The sequence below is a fragment of the Kitasatospora sp. NPDC085895 genome (genome assembly GCF_040702125.1).
GTDB lineage: Bacteria > Actinomycetota > Actinomycetes > Streptomycetales > Streptomycetaceae > Kitasatospora > Kitasatospora arboriphila.
Genome location: NZ_JBFBJY010000012.1, coordinates 61,911 through 88,560, shown reverse-complemented (window position 1 = coordinate 88,560; position 26,650 = coordinate 61,911). Strand labels below are relative to the sequence as shown.

Here is a 26,650-nt window from a genome sequence, read left to right as displayed (position 1 = left end):
CCCTCACCGTCGCGCCTCGCATGCATTGGCCGGGGTGAGCGTGGATGCTGGAGCGGTGATGTACGAGACGGACTTCTGGCAGCTGATCGACGACACCCGCGAGGCCGCGGCGGGAGACCCGGACGACCAGGCCGACGCGCTGGTGGACCGGCTGGCGCAGCTCACCCCGGACGACGTCGTCGACTTCGCCCGGCTGTTCGAGGCTCGCTTCCAGCGCGCCTTCACGACCGAGCTGTGGGCCGCCGCGCACCTGATGCTGGGCGGCGCCTCCGCGGACGACTTCGACTTCTTCCGGTGCTGGCTGATCGGCCAGGGCCGCGAGGTGTACGAGCACGCGGTGCACGAGCCGGACGAACTGGCCGTGCTGGTGCCCGACTTCGACGAGGAGGAGGACGGCGAGGCCGAGGACCTCGGCTACGCCGCCGACGAGGCGCACGAGCAGCTGACCGGGCTGCCGCTGCCCGACCTGGGTCTGGCACCGCAGGACGACCCGGAGGGCGCGCCGTTCGACTTCGAGGACGACGGCATCATGGCCAAGCGCTTCCCCCGGCTGTGGGAGCGCTTCGGGCGGTGAGGCGGGCACGGCCCGCCCGGCGGGGCGGCGGACCGGCCGACGTGACGGACCCGGCCGGCACCGCGGTGCCGGCCGGGGGGCGGGTCAGGCTCCGCTGCCCGAGGTGGTGGAGCGGATGCCGCTGACGATCGCGTCGATGGTGCCGAACGGGGGCGCCTGCGGGTCGTCGTCCACGCCGCCGTGCATCAGCACGAAGCCGCTGCCGCGGGCGTCCGGCACGGCCACCATCAGCACGTAGCCGGCGGCGCCCTGCTTCGGTGTGACGTGCCAGCGCACCGCGTAACCGATGGCGCCCGCGACCACGATCGGCCCGGAGGCCATCTCCTCGTGGCCGGTGAGGTCGCCGAAGATCCGCGGGGCGTACTCGGCCATCTGGGCCTTCGCGACCGTGGCCGCGTCGGTCCCGGGCACCGACACCGTCTCGACCGAGAACTGGCCGCGGATGCACTGCGACTCCATGCCGCAGTCGTACGGGCCGGTGACCTCGTAGACGGCGCTCGCGCCGCTGCTGGCGTGCACCGTCCAGCCGGTGGGCCGCGGCACGCGCCAGCCGTGCACCACGTCGGTCATCGTGCTGCCGGCCAGCGGGGGCGTGCTGGTGCGCGGGCTGGGACTGGTGCGCGGCAGGCTCGGGCTGGTCCGCGGGGAGGCGGAGAAGCTCACCGGCGGCGGTGCCGTGACCACCGGCGGATCGTCGTCTCCGCCCGAGGCCACCAGCACCGCGGCGGCCACCACGGCGAGGGCCAGCACGCCGCCGGCGATGCCGATGATCAGGCCGTTGCGGTTCTTCGGTCCGGTCGCCGTCGACGGGTAGGCGTACGGCGGGCCGGGCTGCGGGTAGCCGTACTGCCCCGGCTGCTGCTGCTGCGGGTAGCCGTACCCGGGCTGCGGGACGGCCTGGCCGCTCCAGGCCTGGGTCGGGGCGTCGGCGATCTGCGCGGGCTGCGGGGCCGCGGCGGACTGGGCGGCCCGGACCTCGGCGGTCCAGGCGTTGCCGTCCCACCAGCGTTCCTGCGCGGTGCCGCCCGGCCCGGGCTCCGGGACCGGGTACCAGCCGGGAGGAATCGATGTGCTCACGGCCGTACGGTACCGGTCCCGGGGCACGGCCCGGCAGGGGAGGCAAGGTCACGACTTGGACCGGCCGGGTGCCGGCGGCCCCTGGCGGGACGTCAGTCGGCCAGCGGACGGCCCATCCAGACGTCGTCCACGTAGGCGCCGTCCAGCAGGAACTCCTCGCGCAGCACGCCCTCCACCGTGAAGCCGCAGCGCTCGTACAGGCGGCGGGCCGGGGTGTTGTGGCCGAGCACCCGCAGGGTGATCCGGCGGGCCCCGGCCGCGGCGGCGGCCGCGCAGGCGGCCTCGACCAGCGCCCGGCCGACGCCGTGGCCGCGGGCGCCGTGGTCGACGGCGAGGCCCTGGATCTGGCGGACGTGTCGGTTGCTGTCGAGCGGGGTCGGCACGGCCTGGCGCACGTACCCGACGACGCGGCCCCCGAGTTCGGCCACCAGGTAGCCGTCGGGGGTGTGCCGCTCGTCGAAGAAGGCGGTGCCCTCGGCGCGGCGCGGGGCCACCTCGCTGAGGACGGACCAGACGGCGCGGTCGAGGGCGGCGAGTTCGGCGTCGTCCTCGGCGCGGGCGGTACGGATCGTCAGGTCGTCGGACGGCATGACGGTCATGGTAGGGCGTGGTCGCCCGGGGCTGCGGGGACGGGTGGGGGCGATGTGGCCTTCCGGCTTGTCCGGCGCTGTGCATCCCCTGGGGGTGGGGTCTTGGGCGACGGGCACGGGGGACGGGAGTGGGGCGCGACGGCGTTCCGGTTCGTGCGGTTCGGCGCGCCCCGGGTGGTGGGCGTCCGGTGGGCGGAGGAGCTGGGAGGATGGGGGGCATGCGCATCGCGGTGACGGGTTCCACGGGTCTGATCGGTTCCGCTCTTGTCCGCTCGCTGCTCGCGGACGGGCACGAGGTGGTACGGCTGGTGCGGCAGCGCAGCCGGGTGGGGCGGCAGCCGGACGGGACGGTCGGGATCGGCTGGAACCCCCATCTGCTGCAGATCGACGCGGCCGGGCTGGAGGGCACCGACGCGGTGGTGCACCTGGCCGGCGCCGGGGTCGCGGACCGGCGGTGGACGCAGGCGTACCGGCAGGAGATCCGCGACAGCCGGGTGCTGGGCACGGAGACCGTGGCGGGTGCGCTGGCGAAGCTCAAGCGGCCGCCGAAGGTCCTGGTGAGCGCGTCCGCGGTCGGCTACTACGGCCAGACCGGCGACCGGGTCGTCGACGAGGACTCGCCCGCCGGGGACGACTTCCTGGCCCGGGTGTGCGTCGAGTGGGAGGCCGCAGCCCGGCCCGCGGAGGACGCCGGGATCCGGGTGGTGCACCCGCGCACCGGCCTGGTGCTGTCCGCGCGCGGCGGTGCGCTCGGCCGGATGCTGCCGCTGTTCCGGCTGGGGCTGGGCGGCCGGCTGGGGTCGGGTGGGCAGTACTGGAGCGTGCTGTCGCTGGCGGACGAGGTGGCCGCCATGCGGTTCCTGATCGACCGTGCGGAGATGTCCGGCCCGGTCGACCTCACCGGTCCGCGTCCGGTGACCAACGCGGAGCTGACGGAGGTCCTCGGGCGGGTGCTGGGGCGGCCGACGGTGCTGGCGGTGCCGGAGTTCGCGCTGAAGACGGTGCTCGGCGAGATGGCCGTCGAGGTGGTGGGCAGCCACCGGGTGCTGCCTGAGCGGCTGTTGGCGGCCGGCTTCCGGTTCCGGCACCCGGACGCGGAGTCGATGGTGCGGGCGGCCCTGCTGGACTGAAGGACCCGCGCGGGAACCGGGCGGGAGACGGGCAGGAGACGGGCAGGACTGAGAGGGTCCGGTTCCGGGTAAGCGCCGTCGTACGTGGGGCGGACCCGGTCCGCCCACCGGGCGCACAGGGGCGCACGGTTGCAGACGGAGGGCGCGCTGTCGCGCCCTCCGTGACCGTGTGCGCCCGGCGCCGCCGGATCGCCGCTGGTCCGGCGCACGCTCGGTGACCGGGCACCTCCGCAGTGCCACCACGACCCGGCGGCCGGACCCGATTCCACCGGCCGCGCCGGTCTGATCAGCACATTGACGGGGCATCACGTTTGACGGACCGTACCCGGCACCCCGCTGCCCGCCTCGGCCGGAGCTCCACGGGCCCGGCCGCCGCCGCGCGGGCCCGGAGGCCGCCGTCAGGGAGGGAGCACACCCGTGCCCGCATACGACTTCATCCGCCGTTCCCGCCAGCCGTCCGACCCGGACGTGGTCGTGATCGGTGCCGGCCTCGCGGGCCTGGCCGCCGCCCGCGCGCTGACCGGACAGGGCCTCAGCGTCCAGGTCCTGGAGGCCGCCCGGCGCGTCGGCGGCCGGATGGCCTCGGACGAGCTGGACGGATTCCGGCTCGACCACGGCATCCACCTGCTCAACACCGACCACCCGGAACCGGCCCGCCGGCTCGACCTCGACCGGCTGGACCTGCGCCCGCTGGCCCCGGGCGTCCTGGTGCACAGCACCGGCCGCCGCTACCGGGCGGGCGTCCCCCAGCAGGCCGCCGGACGCGGGGCGCTCGGCGGAGCACTGGGCAGCCCGCTCGAACGGGCCCGGCTGGCCGCCTCGCTGAACCGGCTCGCCGCCACGCCCGTCCCCCGGCTGCTCGCCCGGCCGGAGACCACCGCGGCCCGCGCGCTGGCCGACCGCGGCCTCGGCGGGCGGACCGTCGACGGCTTCCTACGGCCGTTGCTGGGCGCCCTGCTGGCCGACCGCTCGCTGACCACCAGCAGCCGGGTGGCCGACCTGGTGCTGCGCTCCTACGCCCGGGGCCGGCTCTGCCTGCCCGCCGGCGGGACGGCCTCGGTGCCCGCACAGCTGGCCGAGGGACTGCCGGCCGACACGGTGCGGACCGGGGTGGCGGTCACCGCGGTGTCCGCGGACGGCGTGGAGACCGCCCGGCACGGCCGGGTGGGCGCGCAGGCCGTGGTGCTGGCCTGCGACGCCCGCTCCGCGGCCGCGCTGCTGCCCGGGCTGCGGCTGCCGGACTTCCACCCGGTGACCACGTACTTCCACGCGGCGGACCGCTCGCCGCTGGGCGAGCCGGCGCTGCTGCTGGACGCCGACCGGTCCGGGGTGTCGCACACGCTGGTGCTCAGCGACGTGCACCCCTCGTACGCACCGGCCGGGCGGGCGCTGGTGGCGACCACGGTGCTGGGCCGGCGGGGCTACGACATCGGCCCGGCCGGTTTCGAGCCGGTGGTGCGCCGGCGGCTGGCCGAGCTGTACGGCACGTCCACCGCCGGGTGGGAGTTCCTGAGCGTCCGCCACGCCCCGGACGCGGTGCCGGCGATGCCCGCCCCGCACCACTTCCGGCGGTCGGTACGGGTGCTGGCCGGGCTGTACGTGTGCGGCGACCACCGGGACACCAGCAGCGTGCAGGGCGCCCTGGTGTCCGGGCGCCGGGCCGCGCAGGCGGTGCTGCGCGACCTCGGGCTGGAGACGGCGGTGCGGGCCTCCGACGTGGCGGCCTGACCGTGCCCGTCCGGCGGCCCGCCGTCGTGGCGGGCCGCCGGACGGCGCTCAGATCACCCCGGCCTGGCGGGCGGCCTCCTCGAAGGCCCGCACGGTCTGGGTGGCCCGGTAGGGGGCGAGGCGGCGGTGGAAGTCCCGCAGGTACTCCACCGTGCGGGCGGAGCGCATCTCGCCGGCGGCGCGCAGCGACTCGCCCGCCATCGTGCAGGACTCCTCGACCTCGCCCATGCCGAGCCGCGCGGTGGCCAGCACCAGGCGGCAGAGGATCCGGCTGCGGGCGTAGGCGGGGGCGCGCAGCCGCAGCGACTTCTCGGCGTGCTGGGCGGCGGGCCGCCACTGCTGCAGGTCCCGGTAGCAGTGCGCGAACTCGTCGGCCAGCTGGGCCTCGTCGAAGTAGCGCGACCAGGACGGCGCCTCGTCGCCCGGCCGGGCGGTGGCCAGCGCCCGTTCGCAGCGGACCATGGCCGCGGTGCAGGCGCGGACGTCGCCGAGCAGCGCGTGGCCGCGGGCCTCGGCGGCGTGCATCAGCGCCTGGACGACCGGGGCCGCCGTGGTGCCGACGCCCTGCTGGGCCACCCGGGCGAGCTGGATCGCCTCCCGGCCGTGGCCGAGGTGGACGGCCTGCTGGCTCATGGTGGTGAGCACGAAGCCGCCGAGCACGCGGTCCCCCGCGGCCTGGGAGAGCCGCAGCGACTGGACGAAGTACCGCTGGGCGAGGCCGTGCGCGGCGATGTCGAAGGACGTCCAGCCGGCCAGCCTGGTGAGGTCGGCGACGGCGCCGAACAGCGCCCGGCCGATCTGCTCTCCGTAGCGGCCGCGCAGCATCGGCTCGGCCTCGCTCTCCAGGTAGCGGACCAGGGCCTGCCGGGCGTGGCCGCCGCCGTAGGCGTGGTCGAGCGCCCGGAAGAGGTCGCCGACCGCGCGGATGGCGGCGATGTCGCCGCGGCCGACCCGGACGGCCGGGCGGGAGTCCCGACCGGGGGCGTTCTGCTCGGCGCCCTCGGTGCCGGGGAGCGGCCGGCGGGCCTGCTGCGGAACCCGTCCGGGGACGGGGCGCGCCGGGCCGCGGACGGCTCCGGCGGCGGCGGGCCGGGTGCCGGCCAGCTCATCCGGGGGCAGCGTGGTGGCGTCCCGGGCGACCCGTTCGTCGGTGCGGCCGATCAGCCAGTCGCGGCTGGGGACGACCAGGCCGGCCGGGGTGAAGGCGATCTTGCGAAGCTCGGCGTACGGGCCGTTGTCCTTGCGCCACATGGAGGCGACGATGTCGACGGCCTCCTGCGGGGTCTCGGCGAACTCCAGCCCGGCGTAGACCGGGGCGCACGCGTCGAGGCCGACGTCCTGGGCGGTGAGGCGGCGGCCGAGCCGCCGGGTGAAGACCTCGGCGATCAGTGCCGGGGTCGCGCCGCGGGGCTGCTGGCCGCGCAGCCAGCGGGTCACCGAGGTCTTGTCGTAGCGCAGGTCGAGGCCGTGCTCCAGGCCGAGCTGGTCGACCCGGCGGGCCAGGCCGGCGTGCGAGAAGCCGGACTCCTCGATGAGCGCGGCGAGTTGCGGGTTCTGGGTGCGGTGGTTCCCGGTGGCTGTCTCCACCGGGCGGTCGTCGTCTTCGTCGGACACCTGCGGAGGGGCCCCGGCCTGCACTTCGTGCGGGTCGAGCGCATCGAGCGGTCCGAACGCCGGGCTGTCGGTCACAGGCCGTTGGGGCATGTCAGTCAACACCTCTCGAGCGCCGCTCCGGTCCCCCCGGTTTTCGGGCGACGCCCCCTGTCGGGAATCGGCGTGACAGTAGCGAGCATTCGGGCGCTATGGGTCGATTCGGGCGTGCAATCCTCCGAACGGGTGATGCAAGGGCGCCCGTTACGGGGAAGCGGGCGCATACGGGGTTTGGCTTGCACCACCGGTGCGCCCTGGGCCCGGCCATGGAGTCCCACCACACCCGCCGGGGCCGGCCTGTGTCGTCCGGACACATGGGAGCGGAGGCGGAGGATTCCTACCGTTCTCGGCCATGGACACCACTTCAGCCACCGCCCCGCCGGCGGCCCTGCGGGGCCGGACGGCGCTGGTCACCGGAGCCGCCTCCGGGATCGGCCGGGCCTGCGCCGAGGCCTTCGCCGCGGCCGGCGCACGGGTGTACGTCGTCGACGTCGCCGCCGCCCCGGCCGAGGAGCTCGCCGGGGGGATCGGCGGGGTCGCCGTCGTCGCCGACCTCTCCGACCCGCAGGCGGTGGAGGCCCTGCCGGACGACGCCGACATCGTCGTCAACAACGCCGGCCTGCAGCACGTCGCCCCGCTGCACGAGTTCCCGACCGAGCGGTTCGCGCTGATCCAGCGGGTCATGGTGGAGGCGCCGTTCCGGATCATCCGCCGCACCCTGCCGCACATGTACGGGAACGGGTGGGGACGGATCGTCAACATCTCCTCGGTGCACGGGCTGCGCGCCAGCGCCTTCAAGTCGGCGTACGTGACCGCCAAGCACGGGCTGGAGGGGCTCAGCAAGACCGCCGCCCTGGAGGGCGCCCCCCACGGCGTCACCAGCAACTGCATCAACCCGGGCTACGTGCGCACCGCCCTGGTGGAGCGGCAGGTCGCCGCCCAGGCCCTGGCGCACGGCATCCGCGAGGACGAGGTGGTGGAGCAGATCATGCTCGACCGCACCGCCGTCAAGCGGCTGATCGAACCCGACGAGGTCGCGCAGCTCGCGCTCTGGCTCTGTTCCCCGTCCGCCTCCTACATCACCGGCGCCAGCCTGCCCGTGGACGGCGGCTGGACGGCCCACTGACCCGGCCCCTCCCGGCCTCCGTCCCGCGGGCCCCCGCCCGTACCCTCCCGCACAGCCCCTCCCCCGAGAACAGGTGACCCCATGGCCCACTCTCCCGACGTCGCGAGACCAGGCTCCCCGCTCTGGAAGGTGGTCGGCGCCAGCCTCATCGGCACCACCGTCGAGTGGTACGACTACTTCCTCTACGGCACCGCCGCCGCCCTCGTCTTCGGCAAGGTGTTCTTCCCCGACAGCGACCCGCTGACCGGCACCCTGCTCTCCTTCCTCACCTACGCCATCGGCTTCGCCGCCCGCCCGCTGGGCGCCCTGGTGTTCGGGCACTTCGGCGACCGGATCGGCCGCAAGCGGCTGCTGGTGCTGAGCCTGCTGCTGATGGGCGGCGCGACCACGCTGATCGGCTGCCTGCCGACGTACCGCCAGATCGGCGTCGCCGCGCCGCTGCTGCTCACCGCGCTGCGGCTGGTGCAGGGCTTCGCACTGGGCGGCGAGTGGGGTGGCGCGGTGCTGCTGGTCTCCGAGCACGGCGACCGGGCCCGGCGCGGCTTCTGGGCGTCCTGGCCGCAGGGCGGTGCCCCGGCCGGCAACCTGCTGGCGGCCGGCGTGCTGTCGCTGATGACGGCGACCCTCTCGGACGAGGCCTTCCTCTCCTGGGGCTGGCGGGTGCCGTTCCTGCTCTCCGCGGTGCTGGTCGCGGTCGGCCTGTGGATCCGGCTCGCGGTGGACGAGTCACCGCTGTTCCAGCAGGCGCTGGAGGCGGCGAAGGCCCGGACGTCCGTGGAGCAGCCGCCGCTGGTCGCCGTGCTGCGCAACCACTGGCGGGACGTGCTGGTCGCCATGGGCGCCCGGATGGCCGAGAACATCTCGTACTACGTGATGACCACCTTCGTGCTGGCGTACGCGGTCGGGCACGTCCACCTGCCGAAGCAGACCGCGCTGAACGCGGTGCTGATCGCCTCCGCGGTCCAGTTCGCGCTGATCCCGCTGTTCGGCGCGCTCTCCGACAAGGTCGGCCGCAAGCCGGTGTACCTGGCCGGCGCGGTCGGCGTGGGCGTCTGGGCGTTCGTCTTCTTCGGCATGGTCGACACGGAGTCCTTCGGCGCGCTGGTCGCGGCGATCACGATCGGCCTGGTCTTCCACAGCGCGATGTACGCCCCGCAGGCGGCGTTCTTCTCCGAGCTGTTCGCCACCCGGATGCGGTACTCCGGCGCCTCCATCGGCGCCCAGTTCTCCTCGGTGGCGGCCGGCGCCCCGGCCCCGCTGATCGCCACCGCGCTGCTGAAGGACCACGGCAGCTCGACCCCGATCGCGGTGTACGTGGCGATCGCGGCCGCGATCACCGTCCTCGCGGTGCTCTGCTCCCGGGAGACCCGCGGCGAGGACCTCGCCGACACCGAGCCGGCCCGCGAGGGCGTGCCGGTCGGCTGACCCGCCGGCACGGCCCGGGGCGACTCCCCCGCCCCGGGCCGGGCCGCTCCCGGACCGCACGGATGAATGGCACGATGGCCCGCACCATGAACGAGCCCCCCGAGAGCGCCGCCCCCGCCCTGCGCCGGCTGATCGACCTGCTCGCCTCCGGCGCGGCCACCGAGGACTTCGCCGAGGTGCTCTCCGAGGCGCGCCGGCAGGGCGCGTCCGCCGCCGTGCTCGCCGAGATCGACGCCGCCGCCTGGCAGGCCCTGCGGGTGCACCGGACGCTGCGCCAGCACCGGCGCCGCGAGGCGGAACTGACCGCGCTCTTCGACACCGCCGGCGACCTCGCGGCCTCCCGCGACCTGGACGCCGTGCTGCAGGCCATCGTCCGCCGGGCCCGGATGCTGCTCGGCACCCACACCGCGTACCTCACCCTCCCCGACGAGGAGGCCGGGGACACCTACATGCGGGTCACCGACGGCTCGGTCTCCCAGCTCTTCCAGACCCTGCGGCTCAGCCTCGGCGACGGCCTCGGCGGGCTGGTCGCGCAGACCGCCCGACCCTACGCCACCCCCGACTACCGCACCGACGAGCGGTTCCACCACACCGGCACCATCGACGCCGGCGTGCTGGACGAGGGCCTGGTCGCGATCATCGGCGTGCCGCTGCTGCTCGGCGGCCGGGTGATCGGCGTGCTGTTCGCCGCCGACCGCTCCCCGCGGGCCTTCTCCCCCGACGAGGTGGCGCTGCTCTGCACCCTCGCCGCGCACGCCGCCGTCGCCCTGGACACCGCGAAGGCGCTCGCCGACACCCGGGCCGCGCTCACCGACCTCGCCGCCGCCAACCACGTCATCCAGGCGCACGCCGCCGCCGTCCAGCGCGCCGAACAGGCCCACGACCGGCTCACCGACCTGGTGCTGCGCGGCGCCGAGGCCGCCGACGTCGCCGCCGAGGTCGCCACCCTGCTCGGCGGCGAGGTCGCCGTCCACGACGGCGACGGGCACCCGCTCACCGGCCGCCCCGGCCCGGACGGCGCCGCGGGCCCGTCCCGGCACCTCGCCGACGCCTTCGCCGCCTCCCGCAGCGAGGGCCGCGCGGTGCGCCGCGGCGAGGACTGGGTCTGCGCCGCCCTGGCCGGCCACGACCTGCTCGGCGGCCTCGTGCTGTGCGGCCGCGCCGACCTCGACGACGCCGACCGGCGGATCTTCGAACGGGCGAGCGTGGTCACCGCGCTGCTCCTGCTGCTGCGGCGCTCCGTCGCCGAGACGGAGAACCGCGTCCGCGGCGAGCTCCTCGCCGACCTGCTCACCGCACCCGACCGCGACCCCGCCGGCCTCACCGCCCGCGGCCGCCGGCTCGGCGTCGACCTCGGCCGCCGCCACCTCGTGCTCGTCGCCGAGGCCGACCCCGCCGACCGCTCCCGGCTCGCCGGGGCCGCCGCCCGCCACCTCTTCGGCACCCGCGGCATCAGCGCCGAGCACGGCGAGGCCGTCGTGCTGCTGCTGCCCGACGACGGCACCGCGCCCGACCGGGCCGCCGCCGACGCCGCCGAACGCCTCGCCCGGCTCGCCGGCTGCCCGGTCACCGTCGGCGCGGGCGGGCCCGCCGCGGGGCCGGCCGCGCTCGCGGCGGCGCACGGGGAGGGGGTGCGGTGCGTGCGGGCCCTGCGGGTGCTCGGGCGCGAGGGCTGCGGGGCCTCCGCCGCGGGGCTCGGCTTCCTCGGCGTCCTGCTCGGCGACGGGCACGACGTCGCGGGGTTCGTCGGGGCCGCGCTCGGCCCGCTCGTCTCCTACGACGCCCGGCGCGGGACGGAGCTGGTCCGCACCCTGCGGGCCTACTTCGACTGCGGCGGCAGCCTCACCCGGGCCAAGGACGAACTGCACGTCCACGTGAACACCGTCGTCCAGCGGCTGGACCGGATCGAGGTGCTGCTCGGGCGGGACTGGAACTCCCCCGAGCGCGCCCTGGAACTGCAGCTCGCCCTGCGCCTCCAGCTCCTCGCCGGGGCCTGACGGCGGCGGCGTCCTCGGGGGCCGACCGGCTCTTCCGGGGGCAGGCGTACAGTGACCGGGTTGGTCTCGAACGCCTGGCAAGGAGCAGCGGTGAGCGAGGACGTACGGTTCGTGACGATGGGGATCGGCGAGGGTGCCGTCCCGTACCCGGAGGCCTGGGAGGAACAGCAGCGGCTGCACGCGCTGCGCGTCGCGGACGAGATCCCGGACACCGTGCTGCTGCTGGAGCACCCGCCGGTGTTCACCGCGGGCAAGCGCACCAACCCGGAGGACTACCCGCTGGACGGCACCCCGGTGGTGCAGGTGAACCGGGGCGGCGAGATCACCTGGCACGGGCCGGGGCAGCTGGTGGGCTATCCGATCGTGAAGCTGCCGGACCCGGTCGACGTGGTGGCGTACGTGCGCCGGCTGGAGGAGGCGCTGATCCGCGCCTGCGCCGAGGTCGGGGTGGCGACCTCGCGGGTGGAGGGCCGCAGCGGGGTGTGGGTGCTCGGCGAGGACATCCCGGACGCGGTGGTGGATCCGTCGCAGGTGGTGGAGATCGGCAAGCTGACGCTGCGGATGGGGCTGCCGCTGGGGATCGACCCGCGGCTGGCCGGTCCGGAGTACGCGCCGTCGAACGCGGGGCAGCGGGGCGACGACCGGAAGCTGGCGGCGATCGGCGTCCGGGTGGCGCGCGGGGTGACGATGCACGGGTTCGCTCTGAACTGCGACCCGGACATGACCTGGTTCGACCGGATCGTGCCGTGCGGGATCCGGGACGCCGGGGTGGGGTCGCTCTCCGGTGAGCTGGCCCGGCCGTTCGGCGTGGCGGACGCGCTGCCGGTGGTGCAGAGGCACCTGGCGGAGGTCTTCGCGGAGCTGCCCGAGCCCGCGGTCGCCCGCTGAGGCGGGAATCTACCGATCAGTAGCCATGTTGCCCTGCGATTGAGGGGCAACAGGCCCGGTACAGGCGATGAAAGCACAGGCGTACCCTGGGGGTACCCCGTCTAGTTCTAGGAGTTGCACGTGTCCGCTGTCGCGCCCGACGGCAGGAAGCTTCTCCGCCTGGAGGTCCGCAACAGCGAGACCCCCATCGAGCGGAAGCCCGAGTGGATCAAGACCCGGGCGAAGATGGGCCCGGAGTACAACGCCCTGCATTCGCTGGTGAAGAAGGAGGGGCTGCACACGGTCTGCCAGGAGGCCGGCTGCCCCAACATCTTCGAGTGCTGGGAGGACCGCGAGGCCACCTTCCTCATCGGTGGTGACCAGTGCACCCGCCGCTGCGACTTCTGCCAGATCGACACCGGCAAGCCCGCCGAGTTCGACCGGGACGAGCCGCGCCGGGTCGCCGAGTCCATCGTCACCATGGACCTGAACTACGCCACCATCACCGGTGTCGCCCGTGACGACCTGGAGGACGGCGGCGCCTGGCTGTACGCCGAGACCGTCCGCCAGGTGCACGCGATGACCGCCGGCCGCGAGGCCGGCCGTACCGGTGTGGAGCTGCTGATCCCGGACTTCAACGCCGTCCCGGAGCAGCTCGCCGAGGTCTTCTCCTCCCGTCCCGAGGTGCTGGCGCACAACGTGGAGACGGTCCCGCGGATCTTCAAGCGGATCCGCCCGGCCTTCCGCTACGAGCGCTCGCTGGACGTCATCACGCAGGCCCGCGCGGCCGGCCTGGTCACCAAGTCCAACCTGATCCTCGGCATGGGCGAGACCCGCGAGGAGGTCAGCCAGGCGCTGGCCGACCTGGTCGGGGCGGGCTGCGAGCTGATCACCATCACCCAGTACCTGCGGCCCTCGCTGCGTCACCACCCGGTGGAGCGCTGGGTGAAGCCGCAGGAGTTCGTGGAGCTGCAGGAGGAGGCCGAGGAGCTCGGCTTCGCCGGTGTGATGTCGGGTCCGCTGGTGCGGTCCTCGTACCGCGCGGGCCGGCTGTACCGGCAGGCGCTGGAGCACCGCGAGCGCGCGGCGGTCTGACGCCGGCACCCGGGTCCGGCCCGGAGGGGCCCGCGGGGCCGTACGAGGGTCGTACCGGAAGCTTCGGGGGCGGCGGGCAGGAGCCTGCCGCCCTCCGGCGTACCTGCGGCGCGGCCGTCTTGCGGTCGTGCGGCTTTCATGCGACTTTGACCGGCAGGTCACCGATCGGTAACACCTGCGGGCGACCCTGACGGTGTCAGTCGTCCGCCGGTCCTGAGGGGAGCTGTTGAGCATGGGGGCAGTGAGCGGAGTGCAGCGCGGCCTGTTGCCGGCGCGGATGCCGTCGGTGGGCGGCGCCCTGCGCTACGCCGAGAGCGTGCTGCTGGCCGGCGGCCAGCGGCAGGCCCGCCGCAACGCCTGGGCCGCGGTCTGCGAGAACCGCCGGCACGCCGCCGAACGGGAGCTGGACGCGGGCGCGGCACCGGGCCTGCGCCGCCGTTCCTGAGACGCCGTTCCCGGGACGCCGTTCCCGGGACGCCGCTCGCGGGCGCCGTTCCCGAGACGTCACCGGGGCCCTCGTGCCGGGCCCTTCCCCGCTCCCCGCACGGGTGCCCGCGGGTCCGTACGGGCGGGGTCGGCACCGGTCGGGCACCGCCCTTGGATAACCCGCCCCCCCGGCACGTACCATGAGCCCTATGGCGAGGGAAACATCCGAGAACCCCGGGCGGCTGCAGCAGATCCGCACGGCGTACACCATGACCAAGAAGGTCGACACCAAGATCGGCCTGATCATCGCCGCAGTCGGCCTCATCACCTTCGGCGTGTTCCTCGCCATCGGTTTCGCGATCGGGCACCCCGTCTACCTGGGCATCCTCGGCTTCGTCGTGGGCTTCCTGGCGGTGGCCGTGGTCTTCGGACGCCGGGCCGAGCGGGCCGCCTTCGGGCAGATGGAGGGCCAGCCGGGCGCGGTCGCTGCGGTGCTGAACAACATCCGGCGCGGCTGGAACGCCAACCCGACCCCGGTGGCGGTGACCCGCAGCCAGGACGCGGTCTACCGCGCGGTCGGCCGCCCCGGCATCGCGCTGATCGGCGAGGGCAACCCGAACCGGGTCCGTCCGCTGCTGGCCGCCGAGAAGAAGAAGATGGCCAAGGTCGTCGGCGACGTCCCGGTGCACGACATCATGGTCGGCAACGGCGAGGGCGAGATCCCGCTGAAGAAGCTGCAGATCCACCTGATGCGGCTGCCGCGCGCGATCACCCCGGCCCAGGTCACCGAGACCAACGACCGGCTGCGCGCACTGGGCGACCTGCTCTCCCGCGCGCCCATCCCCAAGGGCCCGATGCCCAAGGGCGCCCGGATGCCCAAGGGCGGCCAGGTCCGCTGAGCCCCCACCCCACCGACACCACGGCCCCGCCGCGAATCCTCGCGGCGGGGCCGTTCGACGTTCCGGGTCCGGCGGGCCGGCGCCCGGGCCGGGCACGGGGTGCCGGGTGTCAGATGCGGACCTCGACGGTGCCGACGGCCTTGTCGTGGAGGCCACGGGTGTCGCGGTCCCAGATCGCGGCGGGCACGATCAGGCAGAGCAGCAGGGTGCGCAGCAGCACCTGCGGGATCGAGGCGCGGGCGCCGTCCAGCCGGACGACGCGCAGGCCGAAGAGCCGCTTGCCGATGGTGGTGCCGCTGGTGGCGAGCAGGACGACGGTGACCACGTAGAAGAGCGGGGTCGTCCACAGGTTGGCGCCGGCCTGGTCGCCGCGGGAGAGCAGGCCGTAGGCGACGAGGCTGCAGAGCCAGCCGTCGACGAACAGGGCGCCGAGGCGCCGGCCGGGGCCGGCGACGGAGCCGGGGCCGTCCTTCGGCAGGCCGAGGCGCTCGCCGCGGTGGCCGAAGTCGGCGCCCATCTTCTCGGCGGCGGCCTTCGGCCCGTCCAGCCACGATCCCAACGCATCTCTGGTGTCCACGAAATCCACAGTATCCGGGCTTCACGTGCGATCTTCCGGGGCCTCCCCGACACGCACGGCACCGGCGGGCGGCCCGGACCGGCCGATGCCCGGTTTGGGCGCTTTGCACATCCCGTATGACTTTGCCCACACTCGGGGTGCTGCTGGTTAACATGCAGAGGACGGGGAAATCACCAACCGGAAACGGCCGGCTCCTACGGTGGGTCGGACGCAGCTGAGGAGGATGGATGTTCACCAACGCCGACGAGGTCAGGCAGTACATCACGGACAACGACATCAAGTTCGTCGATGTCCGGTTCTGCGACCTGCCGGGCGTCATGCAGCACTTCTCAGTGCCTGCCTCGACCTTCGACCCGTCCGAGATCCTGATGTTCGACGGTTCCTCGATCCGGGGCTTCCAGGCCATCCACGAGTCCGACATGGCACTCGTCCCCGACCTGGCGACGGCCCGGCTGGACCCGTTCCGATCCGAGAAGCACCTCAACATCAACTTCTTCATCCAGGACCCGATCACGGGCGAGGCCTACAGCCGCGACCCGCGCAACGTCGCCAAGAAGGCCGAGGCCTACCTCGCCTCCTCCGGCATCGCCGACACCGCGTACTTCGGCCCGGAGGCCGAGTTCTACGTGTTCGACGAGGTCCGCTACGAGACCAGTGCGAACGCCTCGTACTACCACATCGACTCGATCGCCGGCGCCTGGAACACCGGCCGGATCGAGGAGGGCGGCAACCGCGGCTACAAGGTGAAGTACAAGGGCGGCTACTTCCCCGTGCCGCCGGTGGACCACTTCGCCGACCTGCGCGCCGAGATGTCGCTGGAGCTCGCCGCCGCCGGCCTGCAGGTCGAGCGGCAGCACCACGAGGTGGGCACCGCCGGCCAGGCGGAGATCAACTACAAGTTCAACACCCTGCTGCACGCCGCCGACGACCTGATGCTGTTCAAGTACATCATCAAGAACGTGGCGTGGCGGAACGGCAAGACCGCCACCTTCATGCCCAAGCCGATCTTCGGCGACAACGGCTCCGGCATGCACGTCCACCAGTCGCTGTGGACCGAGGGCTCGCCGCTCTTCTACGACGAGCAGGGCTACGCCGGCCTCTCCGACACCGCGCGCTACTACATCGGCGGCCTGCTGCGCCACGCGCCCTCGCTGCTGGCCTTCACCAACCCCTCGGTGAACTCCTACCACCGCCTGGTGCCGGGCTTCGAGGCGCCGGTCAACCTGGTGTACTCGCAGCGCAACCGCTCCGCGGCGATCCGCATCCCGATCACCGGGTCGAACGCCAAGGCCAAGCGCATCGAGTTCCGCGCGCCCGACCCGGCGTCCAACCCGTACCTGGCCTTCTCCGCCATGCTGATGGCCGGGCTGGACGGCATCAAGAACAAGATCGAGCCGCTGGAGCCGGTCGACAAGGACCTCTACGAGCTGGCCCCCGACGAGCACTCCGCGGTGCCGCAGGTGCCCGCCTCGCTCGGCGCCGTCCTCGACGCGCTGGAGGCCGACCACGAGTACCTGCTCGCGGGCGGGGTGTTCACCCCCGACCTGATCGAGACCTGGATCGACTTCAAGCGCACCAACGAGATCGCCCCGATCGCGCTGCGGCCGCACCCGCACGAGTTCGAGCTCTACTTCGACCTGTAGGCCCTACGGCGCGCCGTCGGCCCCCGTCCCCGCCCCGGGGACGGGGGCCGCGGTGCGCCCGGCGGCGTCCAGGGCCTCGCGCAGGCGTCCGCCGTGGGCGGCCAGCAGGCGGGCGGCGTCGGCGGGGGCGAGACCGGTGAGCAGGGTGAGGACCGCGGGCTTCACCTCGCCGCCGGCGGCGTCCAGGGCGCGGTCGGCGGCCTCGGGGGCGGCCCCGGTGGCGAGGGCGACGATCCGGCGGCAGCGGGCCCTGAGCTTCTCGTTGGTGGCCCGCAGGTCGACCATCAGGTTCCCGTAGGTGCGGCCGAGCCGGACCATGGTGATCGTCGACACCATGTTGAGCACCAGCTTCTGCGCGGTGCCGGCCTTCAGCCGGGTCGAGCCGGTGAGCACCTCCGGGCCGACCACCACCTCGATCGGGTGCTCGGCCTCCGCGCCCAGCTCGGAACCGGCGGTGCAGGCCAGGCCGACCGTCAGCGCGCCGCGGGCCCGGGCGTGCGCGACGGCGGCCACCGCGTACGGCGTCCGCCCGGAGGCGGAGACCCCGATCACCGCGTCGTCCGCGGTCAGGCCGATCCCGTCCAGGTCCGCGACGGCCAGCCCGCGGTCGTCCTCGGCCCCCTCCACGGCGTTCAGCACCGCCTCCGGGCCGCCCGCGATCAGGCCGACCACCAGCTCCGGGTCGGTGCCGAAGGTGGGCGGGCACTCGGCGGCGTCCAGCACCCCGATCCGCCCGGCGGTGCCCGCCCCCGCGTAGACCAGCCGCCCGCCGCGGGCGAGCCGCGCGGCGATCGCGTCCACCGCCGCGGCGATCTCCGGCAGTCGGCGGCCGACCGCCTCGGGCACCGTGCGGTCCTCGCCGTTCATCAGCGCGGCGATCTCCAGCGTGGGCAGCCGGTCGAGGCCCGCCAGCTCGGGGCGGTGCGCCTCGGTCGCCAGGGTGTCCAGCCGGGCGCGGAGGTCCTCCGTCACGGCGCACCGCCTTCCGTGGTCATGGGGGTCGCGATGGGCGCGGACGATGTCGGGGCGGGCGCGGCCAGGCCCGGGAGGGTCTCCTGCTCGCCCTCGACGACCCGCACCGGATCCTGCGGGCCCCGGCACTCGCGGCCGAGGCGCAGCATCCGGGAGAGCGGGTCGTGCAGCAGGCGGCCGCAGCGCCGGCACCGGACGCGCTCCGGTAGCCGCGGCGGGACGGGAGGGATCAGGGCGGGCTGGGACATGGGCCGATTCTCGCGGTAATCCGGTCGCGGCGGCACCGCCCGGCCCGGAAGAATCCCCGCATGTCCGCCGCGCGCCGCACCACCCCGACCGTGTACATATCCGTCGACGTCGAGGCCGACGGCCCGATCCCCGGCCCGTACTCGATGCTCTCCTTCGGCGCCGCCGTCGCCGGGCACCACGACGCGGACGGCTTCCGGCGGGCCGGCCGGCAGGCGGCCGGCTTCTACCGCGAACTGCGGCCGGTCTCCGAGCGCTTCGACCCGCAGGCGCTGGCCGTCTCCGGGCTGGACCGCGCGGCGCTGCTGACCGGGGGCACCCCGCCGGAGGCGGCGATGGCGGCGTTCTGCTCCTGGGTGGAGCGGGTCTGCGCCGGGCCGGACGGGCGGCGGTACCGGCCGGTCATGGTGGGCTACCCGGCGCCGTACGACTGGCTGTTCCTGTACTGGTACCTGATGGAGTTCGCCGGGCGCAGCCCGTTCGGGCACTCGGGCTGCCTGGACGTGAAGACGCTGTACGCGGCCCGGGCCGGGGTGCCGTTCGCCGGGATCGGCAAGCGGTCGATGCCGGCCTCGCTGCTGCCTGACCTGCCGCACACCCACCACGCGCTGGACGACGCCCGCGAGCAGGCGGAGCTGTTCGCCAACCTGATGGAGTGGGGCGGGTCGGAGCACTGAGTCAGGCCACCCGGACGGGCAGGGTGCGGTACCCGCGCAGCACGAGGCGGTCGCGCCGCTCGGCGGGCCCGGCCGGGGCGAGAGCGGGGAACCGGGCGAACAGCGCGGGCAGCGCGATCCGGGCCTCCAGCCGGGCGAGTTGGGCGCCGAGGCAGTGGTGCGGGCCGCCGCCGAAGCTCAGCGGGTGGCTGTCCCTACGGGTGGGGTCGAAGCGGGCCGGCTCCTCGTACCGGGCCGGATCCCGGTTGGCCGCGCCGAGCAGCACGAAGACGCCGGTGCCGAGCGGGGCGGGGACGCCGCCGACGTCCAGGCCCTCGGCGAGGGCGATCCGGGAGGTCAGCTGGACGGGCGAGTCGTGGCGCAGCACCTCCTCGGTGAGGCCTGCCGGGGTGACGGCGCCGGACCGCAGCCCGGCGGCGGCCTCCGGGTGGTCGAAGAGCAGGGCGACGGCGTTGCCGAGCAGGTTGGTCGTCGTCTCGAAGCCGGCGACCAGCAGCAGCACCAGGTTGGCGAGCAGCTCGTGGCCGGAGAGCAGCTCGGGCTGCGCCGCGCCGACCTGCACGAGGGCGCTGACCAGGTCGTCCTGCGGGTGGGCGCGGCGGGCGGCGGCCAGCCGGGTGAAGTAGTCGGACAGCTCCTCGGCGGCCGTGTCGGCGGCGGCGAGTTCGTCGTCGTCGATCAGCAGCTCCAGCGCGGCGGTGAGGTCGGAGGCGAGGCCGCGGAAGCGGTGCCGGTCGGCCTCGGGCACGCCGAGCAGCTCGCAGACGACGCCGACCGGCAGCCGGAACGCGAAGGCGTCCATGAAGTCGACCGGGCCGCCGTCGGCGCCCTGCGCGGCCGTCGTGTCGAGCAGCCGGTGGACGGCGGCGGTGACGGCGGGCTCCAGTGCGGCGACCCGGCGGGCGGTGAAGACGGAGGAGATCAGCGAGCGCATCCGGCCGTGGTCCGGCGGGTTGCGCTCCAGGATCGAGCGGCTCAGCAGCACCTTCGCCGGGTGGTCGGCGAAGCCCGGCTCCCACGCCTCGCGCTGCACCGGGTCGGGGACCCCGAAGGCGGGGTTGCGCAGCACCTGGTCGCAGGCGTGGTGGCCGACGGCCATCAGCACCCCGGGACCGCAGGGTGCGACCGGCCCGAGGCCGTGCGCCAGCTCGTACAGCGGGTACGGATCCGCCCGCCCGTCGGGGCCCACCAACTGCTCGATGATCGCTGCGCCGTCCATCCCGCGGCCTCCCTCTCGCGTCCTGCGGGTACAACCCTCCGGTGCGGGGCGGGAGTTCCCGGACGACCCCGGAACCACCCGCCGGCGTGAGGGGTGGCCCGCGCGGCGCCGGGGGTGCGGAGGCCGGCGCGGACACACGACGCCCGAGGGGTCCGGGGCGCCCTCGCTAGGCTGGCGGCATGGAGATCTGGATCAACCCGCGGTGCAGCAAGTGCCGCAGCGCCGTCGCGGACCTGGACGCGGCGGGCGTCGAGTACACCGTGCGGCGCTACCTGGAGGAGCCGCCGACCCCGGCGGAGCTGGCGGACGTGCTGTCCCGGCTCAACCTGGAGCCGTGGGACATCACCCGGCTGGACGAGGCCGCGGCCGCGGAGCTGGGCATGCGGCAGTGGCCGCGCGAGGAGGCGGACCGGGGGCGCTGGATCGCGGCGCTGGCCGAGCAGCCGATCCTGATCCAGCGTCCGATCATCACGGCGGACGACGGGCACGCGGTGGTGGCCCGGACGCCCGAGGCCGTCCGCTCGGTGCTGCCCGAGTAGCGGTTCCCCGGGCGACGGCTCCCCGGGCGACGGCTCCCCGGGCAGCGGCGGCCGCCCGCGCGGCGGCTGCCGGGCCGCCGGTCAGGTCCGCTCGAAGACCCGGACGCCCTCGCCCCGCCGCCAGGCGTGGATCACCAGCCGGTCGCCGGCGACGGTGGTGAGCACCACCTCCTCCGGTTCGAGCCGGAAGGCGTGGAAGGCGCCGGGCGGCGCCTCGGGGAGGTCGCCCTCGTAGGCGGCGAGCTCGGCCGGGTCGGTGATCTCGACGGCGGTGCCGGAGACCTTGGCGTCGCCGTCGGCCATCGACCCGTCGCCGGGGTTGCTGTGCAGCGCGAAGCGGCCGTCCCGGCGCAGGTCGAGGGCCTTCACCGCACCGTGCATGGAGCCGACGGTCAGGTCGGCGCCGATGAACCGGACCTCGGTGCCGCTGACCCGGGGCGCGCCGCCGCGCCGCAGGGTGGCCAGCACGTGGTGCTTGTTCGCCTCGAACCGGGCCCGCACCAGCGGGGCGAGATCCGGCGCTTCGTACTCGAAGTCCTGCCAGGTCGTCATGGTCCCCAGTCTGGCAGTGCCCGCTGCCAGACTGGCTCCATGACGCAGACGTACACCGCCTTCCTCCGTGCGATCAACGTGGGCGGGCACACGGTGACCATGCAGCGCCTCCGCGAGCTCTTCGAGGAGCTGGGCCTGGCGCGGGTGCGGTCGTACATCCAGAGCGGGAACGTGTTCTTCGAGACGGAGGAGGCCGACCGGGCGGCGCTCACCGCGCGGATCGAGGAGCACCTGGAGCGGGCGCTGGGCTACCCGGTGCCGACGGTGCTGTGCACGCTCGACGAGCTGGAGGCGATCGTCGCGGCCGACCCGTTCGCCGGGATCGAGGTGACGCCGGAGCTGCGGCTGTGCGTGCTGTTCCTGTCCGAGCCGCTGCCGGCGGAGCTCGCCCCGCCCGCCGCCTCCCCCAAGGGCGACTGGGAGCTGGTGGGCGCGACGGCGAACGCGGCCTTCGTGGTGCTGCACCTGCGGAACGGCCGGCTGGGCGGCAACCCGGCCACGCTGTTCGGCAGGGCCTACGCCGGGACGGCGACCTCGCGCTTCTTCCACACCACCGTCAAGATCCTGGCGGCGGCGAAGAAGTGAGCCGGGGCGCGGGGAACCTCGCGGTTCCCCGCGCCCGTCACGGGCACCGGCGGGCCGTCGGGGCACGTCTCAGGGGAGGGCGGGGACGGCCGGGGCGGGCAGCCGGACGCCCGCGGTGCCGAGGCCGGTCGGGCCCGACGGCACCCGGACCGGCGGCACCCGGACCGGCGCCGTGGGCAGCGCCGGGCGGTGGTGCCGGGCCAGGTCCTCCTCGGTGTAGCGGTGGCACTCCCGGTGCCAGGTGAGTACGGCGGCCATCCAGTCCTGCAGCTCGGCGACGTAGCCGTCGAGTACCGCGCGGGCGGCCGCGTCCAGCTTGAAGTCCTCGTGGAGCTGGGGCAGTTCCCGGTCGGCGACGTGCTGGAACTGGCTCAGCCTCGACGTCATCAGGTCGAGCACGATGCCGAGCGCGGTCGGGTGGTCGCAGTCGAAGAAGTTCTCGGTGACCAGCACCATGTTGTGCAGCTCCCCCTCGTACTCGACCTCCTTGCGGTACGAGAAGACGTCGTTGACGAGCATCGCGTAGTCGGCCGCGGAGTTCTCCAGGGCCAGCATCGAGGCGTGCCGCTGCACCTCGTCGGGGACGCTGCGGCCGTGGCCGAGCCGGGCGAGGCTCATGGTGAGGTCGGAGCCGAAGGTGAGGCGGCGCATCTCCAGGTAGTCCACCGGGTCGGGGATGCGGTTCTGCGCCTGGTTGAGCATCTCCCAGAGCCAGGAGTCGAGCATCCGCTCGACCGCGGCGCGGAAGCGACGGCGGGAGCCGTCGTCCATCGGCTCCGCGGTGCGGGTCCACAGGTCGGCGAGGCCGCGCTCCAGGCCGTCGAGCGGGTCGGCGGCGGGGCCGTCCAGCGGCATGAGGGCGAGCAGCCGCTCGTTGCGCCGCCTGGCTCCGGCGAGGTCCCGGGCGGCGCCGTGCACGGCCGGGTAGAGGTCGTCCGCGTAGGTGCCCCAGGCGAGCCAGTCGGCGGCCAGGTCGAGCTGGTCGGGGGCGGCGTCCGGGGCGATGCCGGCGGCGCAGAGCGCGAAGTCGAAGTCGACCAGCTTCTCCTCCGTCCAGACGCCGGGGACGGGGTCGATCAGCCGCACCTGCCGGGCCCAGTCGACCAGCCGCTGCCGGGCGCCGTCCAGGTGCGGGTTGAGCCTGGTCGGGAAGGGCATCTCGAACTCGGGCGGCGGCGCGGGGGCGACCGGGCGGAACGGGGTGTGGCCGAAGCCGCGGGCGCGGGCCGGGTCGGTCAGGCCGCGCAGCGCCTTGAGCAGGTCGGCGGCCCCGGTGCCGACGCCGGTCGGGCCGGGCAGGTCGGGGACGCGCCCGGCCGCGGCGCCGCCGCCGTTCATGTAGCGGCTGGAGCGCAGGTGCCACTCGTGGCCGCCGGACTGCCAGTCCTGGAGGCCCTTGACGTACTTCATGACGCCGGCGGCCTCGCCCGCGTCGAGTCCGTGCTCGGCGAAGAGCAGCGGGAGTTCGGCGAAGACGGTGTTCTCGAACTGGTGCAGCCGGGAGGTGAGCAGGTCGTTGACCCGCTCGGCCGCCTCCTGGGTGGAGCAGCCGAGGAAGGTCTCCAGCACCAGGACGCCGTTGGAGAGTTCGCCCTCGTCCTCGACCTCGCGCTGGTAGGAGAAGAGGTCGTTGCGCAGGTGGACGCCGTCGGAGAAGGCGTCGCGCAGCACCCGCATCGGCCGGGAGGCGGCGATCGCGGCGGGGACCTCGGCGCCGACGGCGTGTTCGACCAGGCCGGCCGACCAGGGGGCGCCGCCGACCTTGCGGCGCATCTCGATGTACTCGACCGGGTTGGAGATCCGGCCGGCGTTGATGTTGGAGAGCTCCCACATGGACTCCTGGAGCAGGTGCTCGGTGGACTCCCGGAAGCGCTCGCGCCAGTCGGTGGACATGCCGGGCACGGTGCGCAGCCACAGGTCGGCGAGACCGGCCTCGACCGGGTTGGTGGGCTCGGGCGTGCCCTCGGCGAGGTCCATCGGCATGAAGGCGGGCAGCCGGTCGAGGTAGGCCTTGCCGCCCTTGCGGTCCTGGGTGCGCTTGAACAGCTCGAGGAAGTGGTCGTCGAAGAAGAAGACCCAGACGTACCAGTCGGTGACGAGGGCGAGTTCCTCGGCAGAGCAGTCGGGGTGGGTGTAGGCGCACAGCAGTGCGTAGTCGTGCGCGTCGAGGTCGCGCTCCTCCCAGACGCCCGAGCCTTCCAGCATCCCCATGCCGCGGGCCCACTGCTTGGTGTGGGCCCGGGCGTGGTCGAGGTGGGGGTTGAGCGTCGCCGGGTGCGGGACGTAGAAGTCCGGGAGCTCGAAGGGTTGTGGCACTGCCGGGTCGCCTTTCCTGGGCCGTCCGGCGGTCCGGACGGGTGCGTCCGGGCCGGCGGTCATGATCGCGGCGGAGTCTGCCCGAGCGGCGGCGGCGACACACCGCCGGCGGAGCGGGCACGGAGGCACGGACGCCCGGTGCGCGCCGGGCGTGAACCACTGCCCGCCCGGCGCGCACCGGACCGTGCACGCTCCTTCGGCCGCCGGCGGGCCGGGGCGGCGCCGGTCAGTGCGGGAAAACCCGAGGTGGGCGCTGTGCGGGCAGCTCGTCGCGGAACTCCTCGACGACCGAACTGATCTGCCGCATCAGAACGGTCCGTTCGATCCGGTCGAGGTAGAGGTGCCGGGCGACGAGCGCCTCCACCGTGACGCCGAACCAGAGCGTCATCAACGGGTTGACGAACAGTTCACCGCCCTTCGTCCGCTCGGTGAAGCGGACGTCGCCGAACTCGCCCCGCAGCGCGGCCGCGACCGAGCCGTGCACGATGCTGGGGTGCTCCGGGCAGGAGGCCCGGGCGTGCTCGACGGCGTCCAGGTAGAGCGCGCCCTCGCGGCTCTCCCGCGGCAGCGAGAACGCGCCCAGGTAGCCGCCCGCGCGGTCGAGCGCGGCGAGGTTCTCCAGCACCAGCGCGTGGTTGACCCCGTGGTACGCGTCGATGCCGAAGCCGAGGCAGGCGACCAGCCGGGTCGGGAGGTGGGCGAGGCCGGCGACGGCGGCCAGGCTGGCCATGTCCTCCTCGGGCGTGCCGAGCCCGGCCTCGTCGCCGCGCATCAGGATGTCCGTCCCGCCGTCCACCAGCAGCACCGCGTCGACGCCGAGGTGGTCGGTCAGCGCCCGGTAGGCCGCGCGCAGCGGTCGGACGCCGACCGGGGCGAACGCCCAGACGGTGTCCGGCACGCCGTGCAGCCGCAGCCAGCGGGCCAGGGTGCGCTCGGGGAAGTACCGCTCGGCGCTGCGGGTGTCGGGGCGGATCGCGGCGACGTCCGGCGCGAGCCAGACGTCGGTGTCCAGGCCGTACAGGTGGCTGAAGGAGAGGTTGGCCAGGTGGACCTCCTTGCCGGCGGCGCGCAGGGCGAGGGCGATCGGGAGTCCGGCGTAGACGTCGAAGCCGCCGCCGGCCCCGGCGACCAGGATCCGGTCGGCGGCCCTGAGGCGGGTGAGCAGGGGCGGCTCGAAGAGTGCGGGAGCGGTCATCCGGCGGACCTTACCGGTGCGTTCCCGGCCGGGGGTGCGGGTTTTCCCCGCCCCTCCCCCGGACGCCCCGGGGTGCTTCCGCCGGAGTGGAGGAGAGATACCCCCAGGGGTACCCTGGAGCGGGAAGGGGCAGCGATGTTCTTCATCGACACCGTGGAACTCACCGGCCTCGGCAACCGCAGCTACCTGGCGGGCGGCGCGAGGACCGGCGTGGTCGTCGATCCGCCGCGCGACGTCGACCGGCTGATCGCCGCGGCCGCCCGGCACGGGGTGCGGATCGCGCTGGTGGTCGAGACGCACGTGCACAACGACTACGTCAGCGGCGGTCTGGAGCTCGCCCGCCTCACCGGTGCCCGCTACCTGGTGCCCTCCGGCGCCCGGGCCTCCTTCGACCGGGTGCCGGTCGAGGACGGCGACGTGCACCCGGTGGACGCCGGACTCGCCCTGCGGGCCGTCGCGACCCCGGGGCACACCCCGCACCACACCGCCTACGTGCTGGAGGAGGACGGCCGCCCGGTCGCCGCCTTCACCGGCGGATCGCTGCTGATCGGCACCGTCGGCCGCCCCGACCTGGTGGAGCCACGGCTCACCGAGCAGCTGGCCCGCGCCCAGCACGCCTCCGCGCACCGGCTGGCCGACGCCCTCCCCGACACCACCGCGGTGCTGCCCACCCACGGCTTCGGCAGCTTCTGCGCCGCCGGGCACGCGGCCGGCGCCCCCGCCGGAACGACCGTCGGCGCCGAGCGCACCTCCAACGACGCCCTGGTCAAGGACGTCGACACCTTCGTCACCGACCTGCTGGCCGGCCTGGAGGACGTCCCCGCCTACTACGCCCACATGGGTCCGGCCAACGCCGCCGGCCCGGCGCCGGTCGACCTCACCCCGCCCCGGCGGGCGGACGCCGCCGAGCTCGCCGCCCGGCTGGCCGCCGGTGAGTGGGTGGTCGACCTGCGCAGCCGGGTCGCCTTCGCCGAGGGCCACCTGGCCGGCTCGTTCAACATCGAGGGCACCGGCAGCCTCGCCACCTACCTGGCGTGGCTGATCCCCTGGGGCAGGCCGGTCACCCTGCTCGCCGCGACCGCCGAGGAGATCGCCGCCGCCCAGCGCGAGCTGGTCCGGGTCGGGATCGACCGGCCCGCCGCCGCGGCCACCGGCGGCCCCGCCGACTGGACGGCCGCCGGCGAGCGGCCGCGCTCCTTCCGCCGGGCCGACTTCGCGGACCTCGCGGCGGCCCTCGCCGCGCCGCCGGCGAACGGCGGCCGGCCCGTCGTGCTGGACGTCCGCCGGGCCTCCGAGCGGGCCGGCGGCGCGGTTGCCGGGTCGCTGCACATCCCCGTGCACCTGCTGCCCGGCCGGATCGGCGAGGTGCCGCCCGGGCCGGTCTGGGTGCACTGCGCCGGCGGAATGCGGGCGGCCATCGCGGCCTCGCTGCTGGACGCCGCCGGGCGCGAGGTGGTGGCCGTCGACGACTCCTTCGACCGTGCCGCCCCGGCCGGGCTCACCGCCGCCCCGCGGCGGAGTACCGGCGACGCGACGGCCTGACGG

Annotated in this window: 25 protein-coding genes; 15 read left to right on the top strand and 10 right to left on the bottom strand. The window is 74.8% G+C overall.

Annotated elements, in window-relative coordinates; genetic code table 11:
* Window positions 1-58: 58 nt before the first annotated feature.
* A complete protein-coding gene (locus AB0442_RS10615) occupies window positions 59-574 on the top strand; it encodes a DUF4240 domain-containing protein (RefSeq protein ID WP_344628550.1) in 516 nt (171 codons plus the stop codon).
* A gap of 84 nt (window positions 575-658) precedes the next feature.
* Here AB0442_RS10615 and AB0442_RS10610 read toward each other — a convergent pair whose 3' ends face one another.
* Entirely contained in the window at window positions 659-1,651 is a 993-nt protein-coding gene (locus tag AB0442_RS10610; protein WP_366162067.1) for a DUF2510 domain-containing protein, read from the bottom strand.
* 92 nt (window positions 1,652-1,743) lie between these two features.
* Entirely contained in the window at window positions 1,744-2,250 is a 507-nt protein-coding gene (locus tag AB0442_RS10605; protein ID WP_366162065.1) for a GNAT family N-acetyltransferase, read from the bottom strand.
* A gap of 200 nt (window positions 2,251-2,450) precedes the next feature.
* Here AB0442_RS10605 and AB0442_RS10600 point away from each other — a divergent pair, with 200 nt between their 5' ends.
* Window positions 2,451-3,371 carry a TIGR01777 family oxidoreductase gene (locus AB0442_RS10600; RefSeq protein ID WP_366162064.1) on the top strand — a complete coding sequence of 307 codons (921 nt, stop codon included), beginning with the start codon at window positions 2,451-2,453 and terminating at the stop codon, window positions 3,369-3,371.
* A gap of 417 nt (window positions 3,372-3,788) precedes the next feature.
* Entirely contained in the window at window positions 3,789-5,099 is a 1,311-nt protein-coding gene (locus tag AB0442_RS10595; protein WP_366162062.1) for an FAD-dependent oxidoreductase, read from the top strand.
* Window positions 5,100-5,147: 48 nt separating this feature from the next.
* Here AB0442_RS10595 and AB0442_RS10590 read toward each other — a convergent pair whose 3' ends face one another.
* A complete protein-coding gene (locus AB0442_RS10590) occupies window positions 5,148-6,803 on the bottom strand; it encodes a regulator (RefSeq protein WP_366162060.1) in 1,656 nt (551 codons plus the stop codon).
* A gap of 298 nt (window positions 6,804-7,101) precedes the next feature.
* Here AB0442_RS10590 and AB0442_RS10585 point away from each other — a divergent pair, with 298 nt between their 5' ends.
* The 7 genes from AB0442_RS10585 to AB0442_RS10555 all read left to right on the top strand — a co-directional run bounded on the left by AB0442_RS10585 (window position 7,102) and on the right by AB0442_RS10555 (window position 14,584).
* Window positions 7,102-7,875 carry a 3-hydroxybutyrate dehydrogenase gene (locus AB0442_RS10585; protein WP_366162059.1) on the top strand — a complete coding sequence of 258 codons (774 nt, stop codon included), beginning with the start codon at window positions 7,102-7,104 and terminating at the stop codon, window positions 7,873-7,875.
* 81 nt (window positions 7,876-7,956) lie between these two features.
* The gene (locus AB0442_RS10580) at window positions 7,957-9,300 is read left to right on the top strand and encodes an MFS transporter (protein ID WP_366162058.1); all 1,344 of its coding nucleotides are present in this window, start codon (window positions 7,957-7,959) and stop codon (window positions 9,298-9,300) included.
* 86 nt (window positions 9,301-9,386) lie between these two features.
* On the top strand, window positions 9,387-11,297 hold the full coding sequence (locus AB0442_RS10575; RefSeq protein ID WP_366162056.1) for a helix-turn-helix domain-containing protein: 1,911 nt from the start codon (window positions 9,387-9,389) through the stop codon (window positions 11,295-11,297).
* Window positions 11,298-11,414: 117 nt separating this feature from the next.
* Window positions 11,415-12,185, top strand: coding sequence for a lipoyl(octanoyl) transferase LipB (gene lipB, locus AB0442_RS10570; protein ID WP_363546745.1), 771 nt, complete (start codon window positions 11,415-11,417; stop codon window positions 12,183-12,185).
* Between the two features lie 120 nt (window positions 12,186-12,305).
* Entirely contained in the window at window positions 12,306-13,259 is a 954-nt protein-coding gene (lipA, locus tag AB0442_RS10565) for a lipoyl synthase (protein ID WP_344626648.1), read from the top strand.
* A 241-nt stretch (window positions 13,260-13,500) separates the two neighbouring features.
* Window positions 13,501-13,704, top strand: coding sequence for a hypothetical protein (locus AB0442_RS10560; protein ID WP_363546750.1), 204 nt, complete (start codon window positions 13,501-13,503; stop codon window positions 13,702-13,704).
* 190 nt (window positions 13,705-13,894) lie between these two features.
* Window positions 13,895-14,584: a DUF4191 domain-containing protein gene (locus AB0442_RS10555; RefSeq protein ID WP_344626646.1), complete on the top strand. Its 690-nt coding sequence runs from the start codon at window positions 13,895-13,897 to the stop codon at window positions 14,582-14,584.
* 109 nt (window positions 14,585-14,693) lie between these two features.
* On the opposite strand, the gene AB0442_RS10550 is transcribed toward AB0442_RS10555, so the two are convergent.
* Window positions 14,694-15,161: an RDD family protein gene (locus AB0442_RS10550; protein ID WP_344626645.1), complete on the bottom strand. Its 468-nt coding sequence runs from the start codon at window positions 15,159-15,161 to the stop codon at window positions 14,694-14,696.
* A 227-nt stretch (window positions 15,162-15,388) separates the two neighbouring features.
* Between AB0442_RS10550 and glnA the strand changes: the two genes are divergently transcribed.
* Window positions 15,389-16,804: a type I glutamate--ammonia ligase gene (gene glnA / locus AB0442_RS10545; protein WP_366162055.1), complete on the top strand. Its 1,416-nt coding sequence runs from the start codon at window positions 15,389-15,391 to the stop codon at window positions 16,802-16,804.
* A 3-nt stretch (window positions 16,805-16,807) separates the two neighbouring features.
* Here the strand turns inward: glnA and murQ are convergent, their stop codons facing one another.
* Window positions 16,808-17,776, bottom strand: coding sequence for an N-acetylmuramic acid 6-phosphate etherase (gene murQ, locus AB0442_RS10540; protein ID WP_366162054.1), 969 nt, complete (start codon window positions 17,774-17,776; stop codon window positions 16,808-16,810).
* Window positions 17,773-18,024 carry a DUF6011 domain-containing protein gene (locus AB0442_RS10535; protein ID WP_366162053.1) on the bottom strand — a complete coding sequence of 84 codons (252 nt, stop codon included), beginning with the start codon at window positions 18,022-18,024 and terminating at the stop codon, window positions 17,773-17,775. Before AB0442_RS10535 ends, murQ begins: the two co-directional genes overlap by 4 nt.
* Window positions 18,025-18,084: 60 nt before the next feature.
* Here AB0442_RS10535 and AB0442_RS10530 point away from each other — a divergent pair, with 60 nt between their 5' ends.
* Complete coding sequence (locus AB0442_RS10530) at window positions 18,085-18,699, top strand: exonuclease (RefSeq protein WP_366162052.1); 615 nt, start codon at window positions 18,085-18,087, stop codon at window positions 18,697-18,699.
* Between the two features lies 1 nt (window position 18,700).
* Here the strand turns inward: AB0442_RS10530 and AB0442_RS10525 are convergent, their stop codons facing one another.
* The gene (locus AB0442_RS10525) at window positions 18,701-19,918 is read right to left on the bottom strand and encodes a cytochrome P450 (RefSeq protein ID WP_366162050.1); all 1,218 of its coding nucleotides are present in this window, start codon (window positions 19,916-19,918) and stop codon (window positions 18,701-18,703) included.
* Window positions 19,919-20,097: 179 nt separating this feature from the next.
* Here AB0442_RS10525 and AB0442_RS10520 point away from each other — a divergent pair, with 179 nt between their 5' ends.
* Complete coding sequence (locus tag AB0442_RS10520; protein WP_366162049.1) at window positions 20,098-20,457, top strand: ArsC/Spx/MgsR family protein; 360 nt, start codon at window positions 20,098-20,100, stop codon at window positions 20,455-20,457.
* A gap of 81 nt (window positions 20,458-20,538) precedes the next feature.
* Here AB0442_RS10520 and AB0442_RS10515 read toward each other — a convergent pair whose 3' ends face one another.
* On the bottom strand, window positions 20,539-21,009 hold the full coding sequence (locus tag AB0442_RS10515; RefSeq protein WP_344626638.1) for a pyridoxamine 5'-phosphate oxidase family protein: 471 nt from the start codon (window positions 21,007-21,009) through the stop codon (window positions 20,539-20,541).
* A 39-nt stretch (window positions 21,010-21,048) separates the two neighbouring features.
* Between AB0442_RS10515 and AB0442_RS10510 the strand changes: the two genes are divergently transcribed.
* Window positions 21,049-21,594, top strand: coding sequence for a DUF1697 domain-containing protein (locus tag AB0442_RS10510; protein WP_366162048.1), 546 nt, complete (start codon window positions 21,049-21,051; stop codon window positions 21,592-21,594).
* 69 nt (window positions 21,595-21,663) lie between these two features.
* Here the strand turns inward: AB0442_RS10510 and AB0442_RS10505 are convergent, their stop codons facing one another.
* Both AB0442_RS10505 and AB0442_RS10500 read right to left on the bottom strand, forming a co-directional pair.
* Window positions 21,664-23,910: a terpene synthase family protein gene (locus tag AB0442_RS10505; RefSeq protein WP_366162047.1), complete on the bottom strand. Its 2,247-nt coding sequence runs from the start codon at window positions 23,908-23,910 to the stop codon at window positions 21,664-21,666.
* A 226-nt stretch (window positions 23,911-24,136) separates the two neighbouring features.
* Window positions 24,137-25,105, bottom strand: coding sequence for a DUF1152 domain-containing protein (locus tag AB0442_RS10500; protein WP_366162045.1), 969 nt, complete (start codon window positions 25,103-25,105; stop codon window positions 24,137-24,139).
* A 135-nt stretch (window positions 25,106-25,240) separates the two neighbouring features.
* Here AB0442_RS10500 and AB0442_RS10495 point away from each other — a divergent pair, with 135 nt between their 5' ends.
* A complete protein-coding gene (locus AB0442_RS10495; protein ID WP_366162044.1) occupies window positions 25,241-26,647 on the top strand; it encodes an MBL fold metallo-hydrolase in 1,407 nt (468 codons plus the stop codon).
* The last annotated feature ends 3 nt before the right edge of the window (window positions 26,648-26,650 follow it).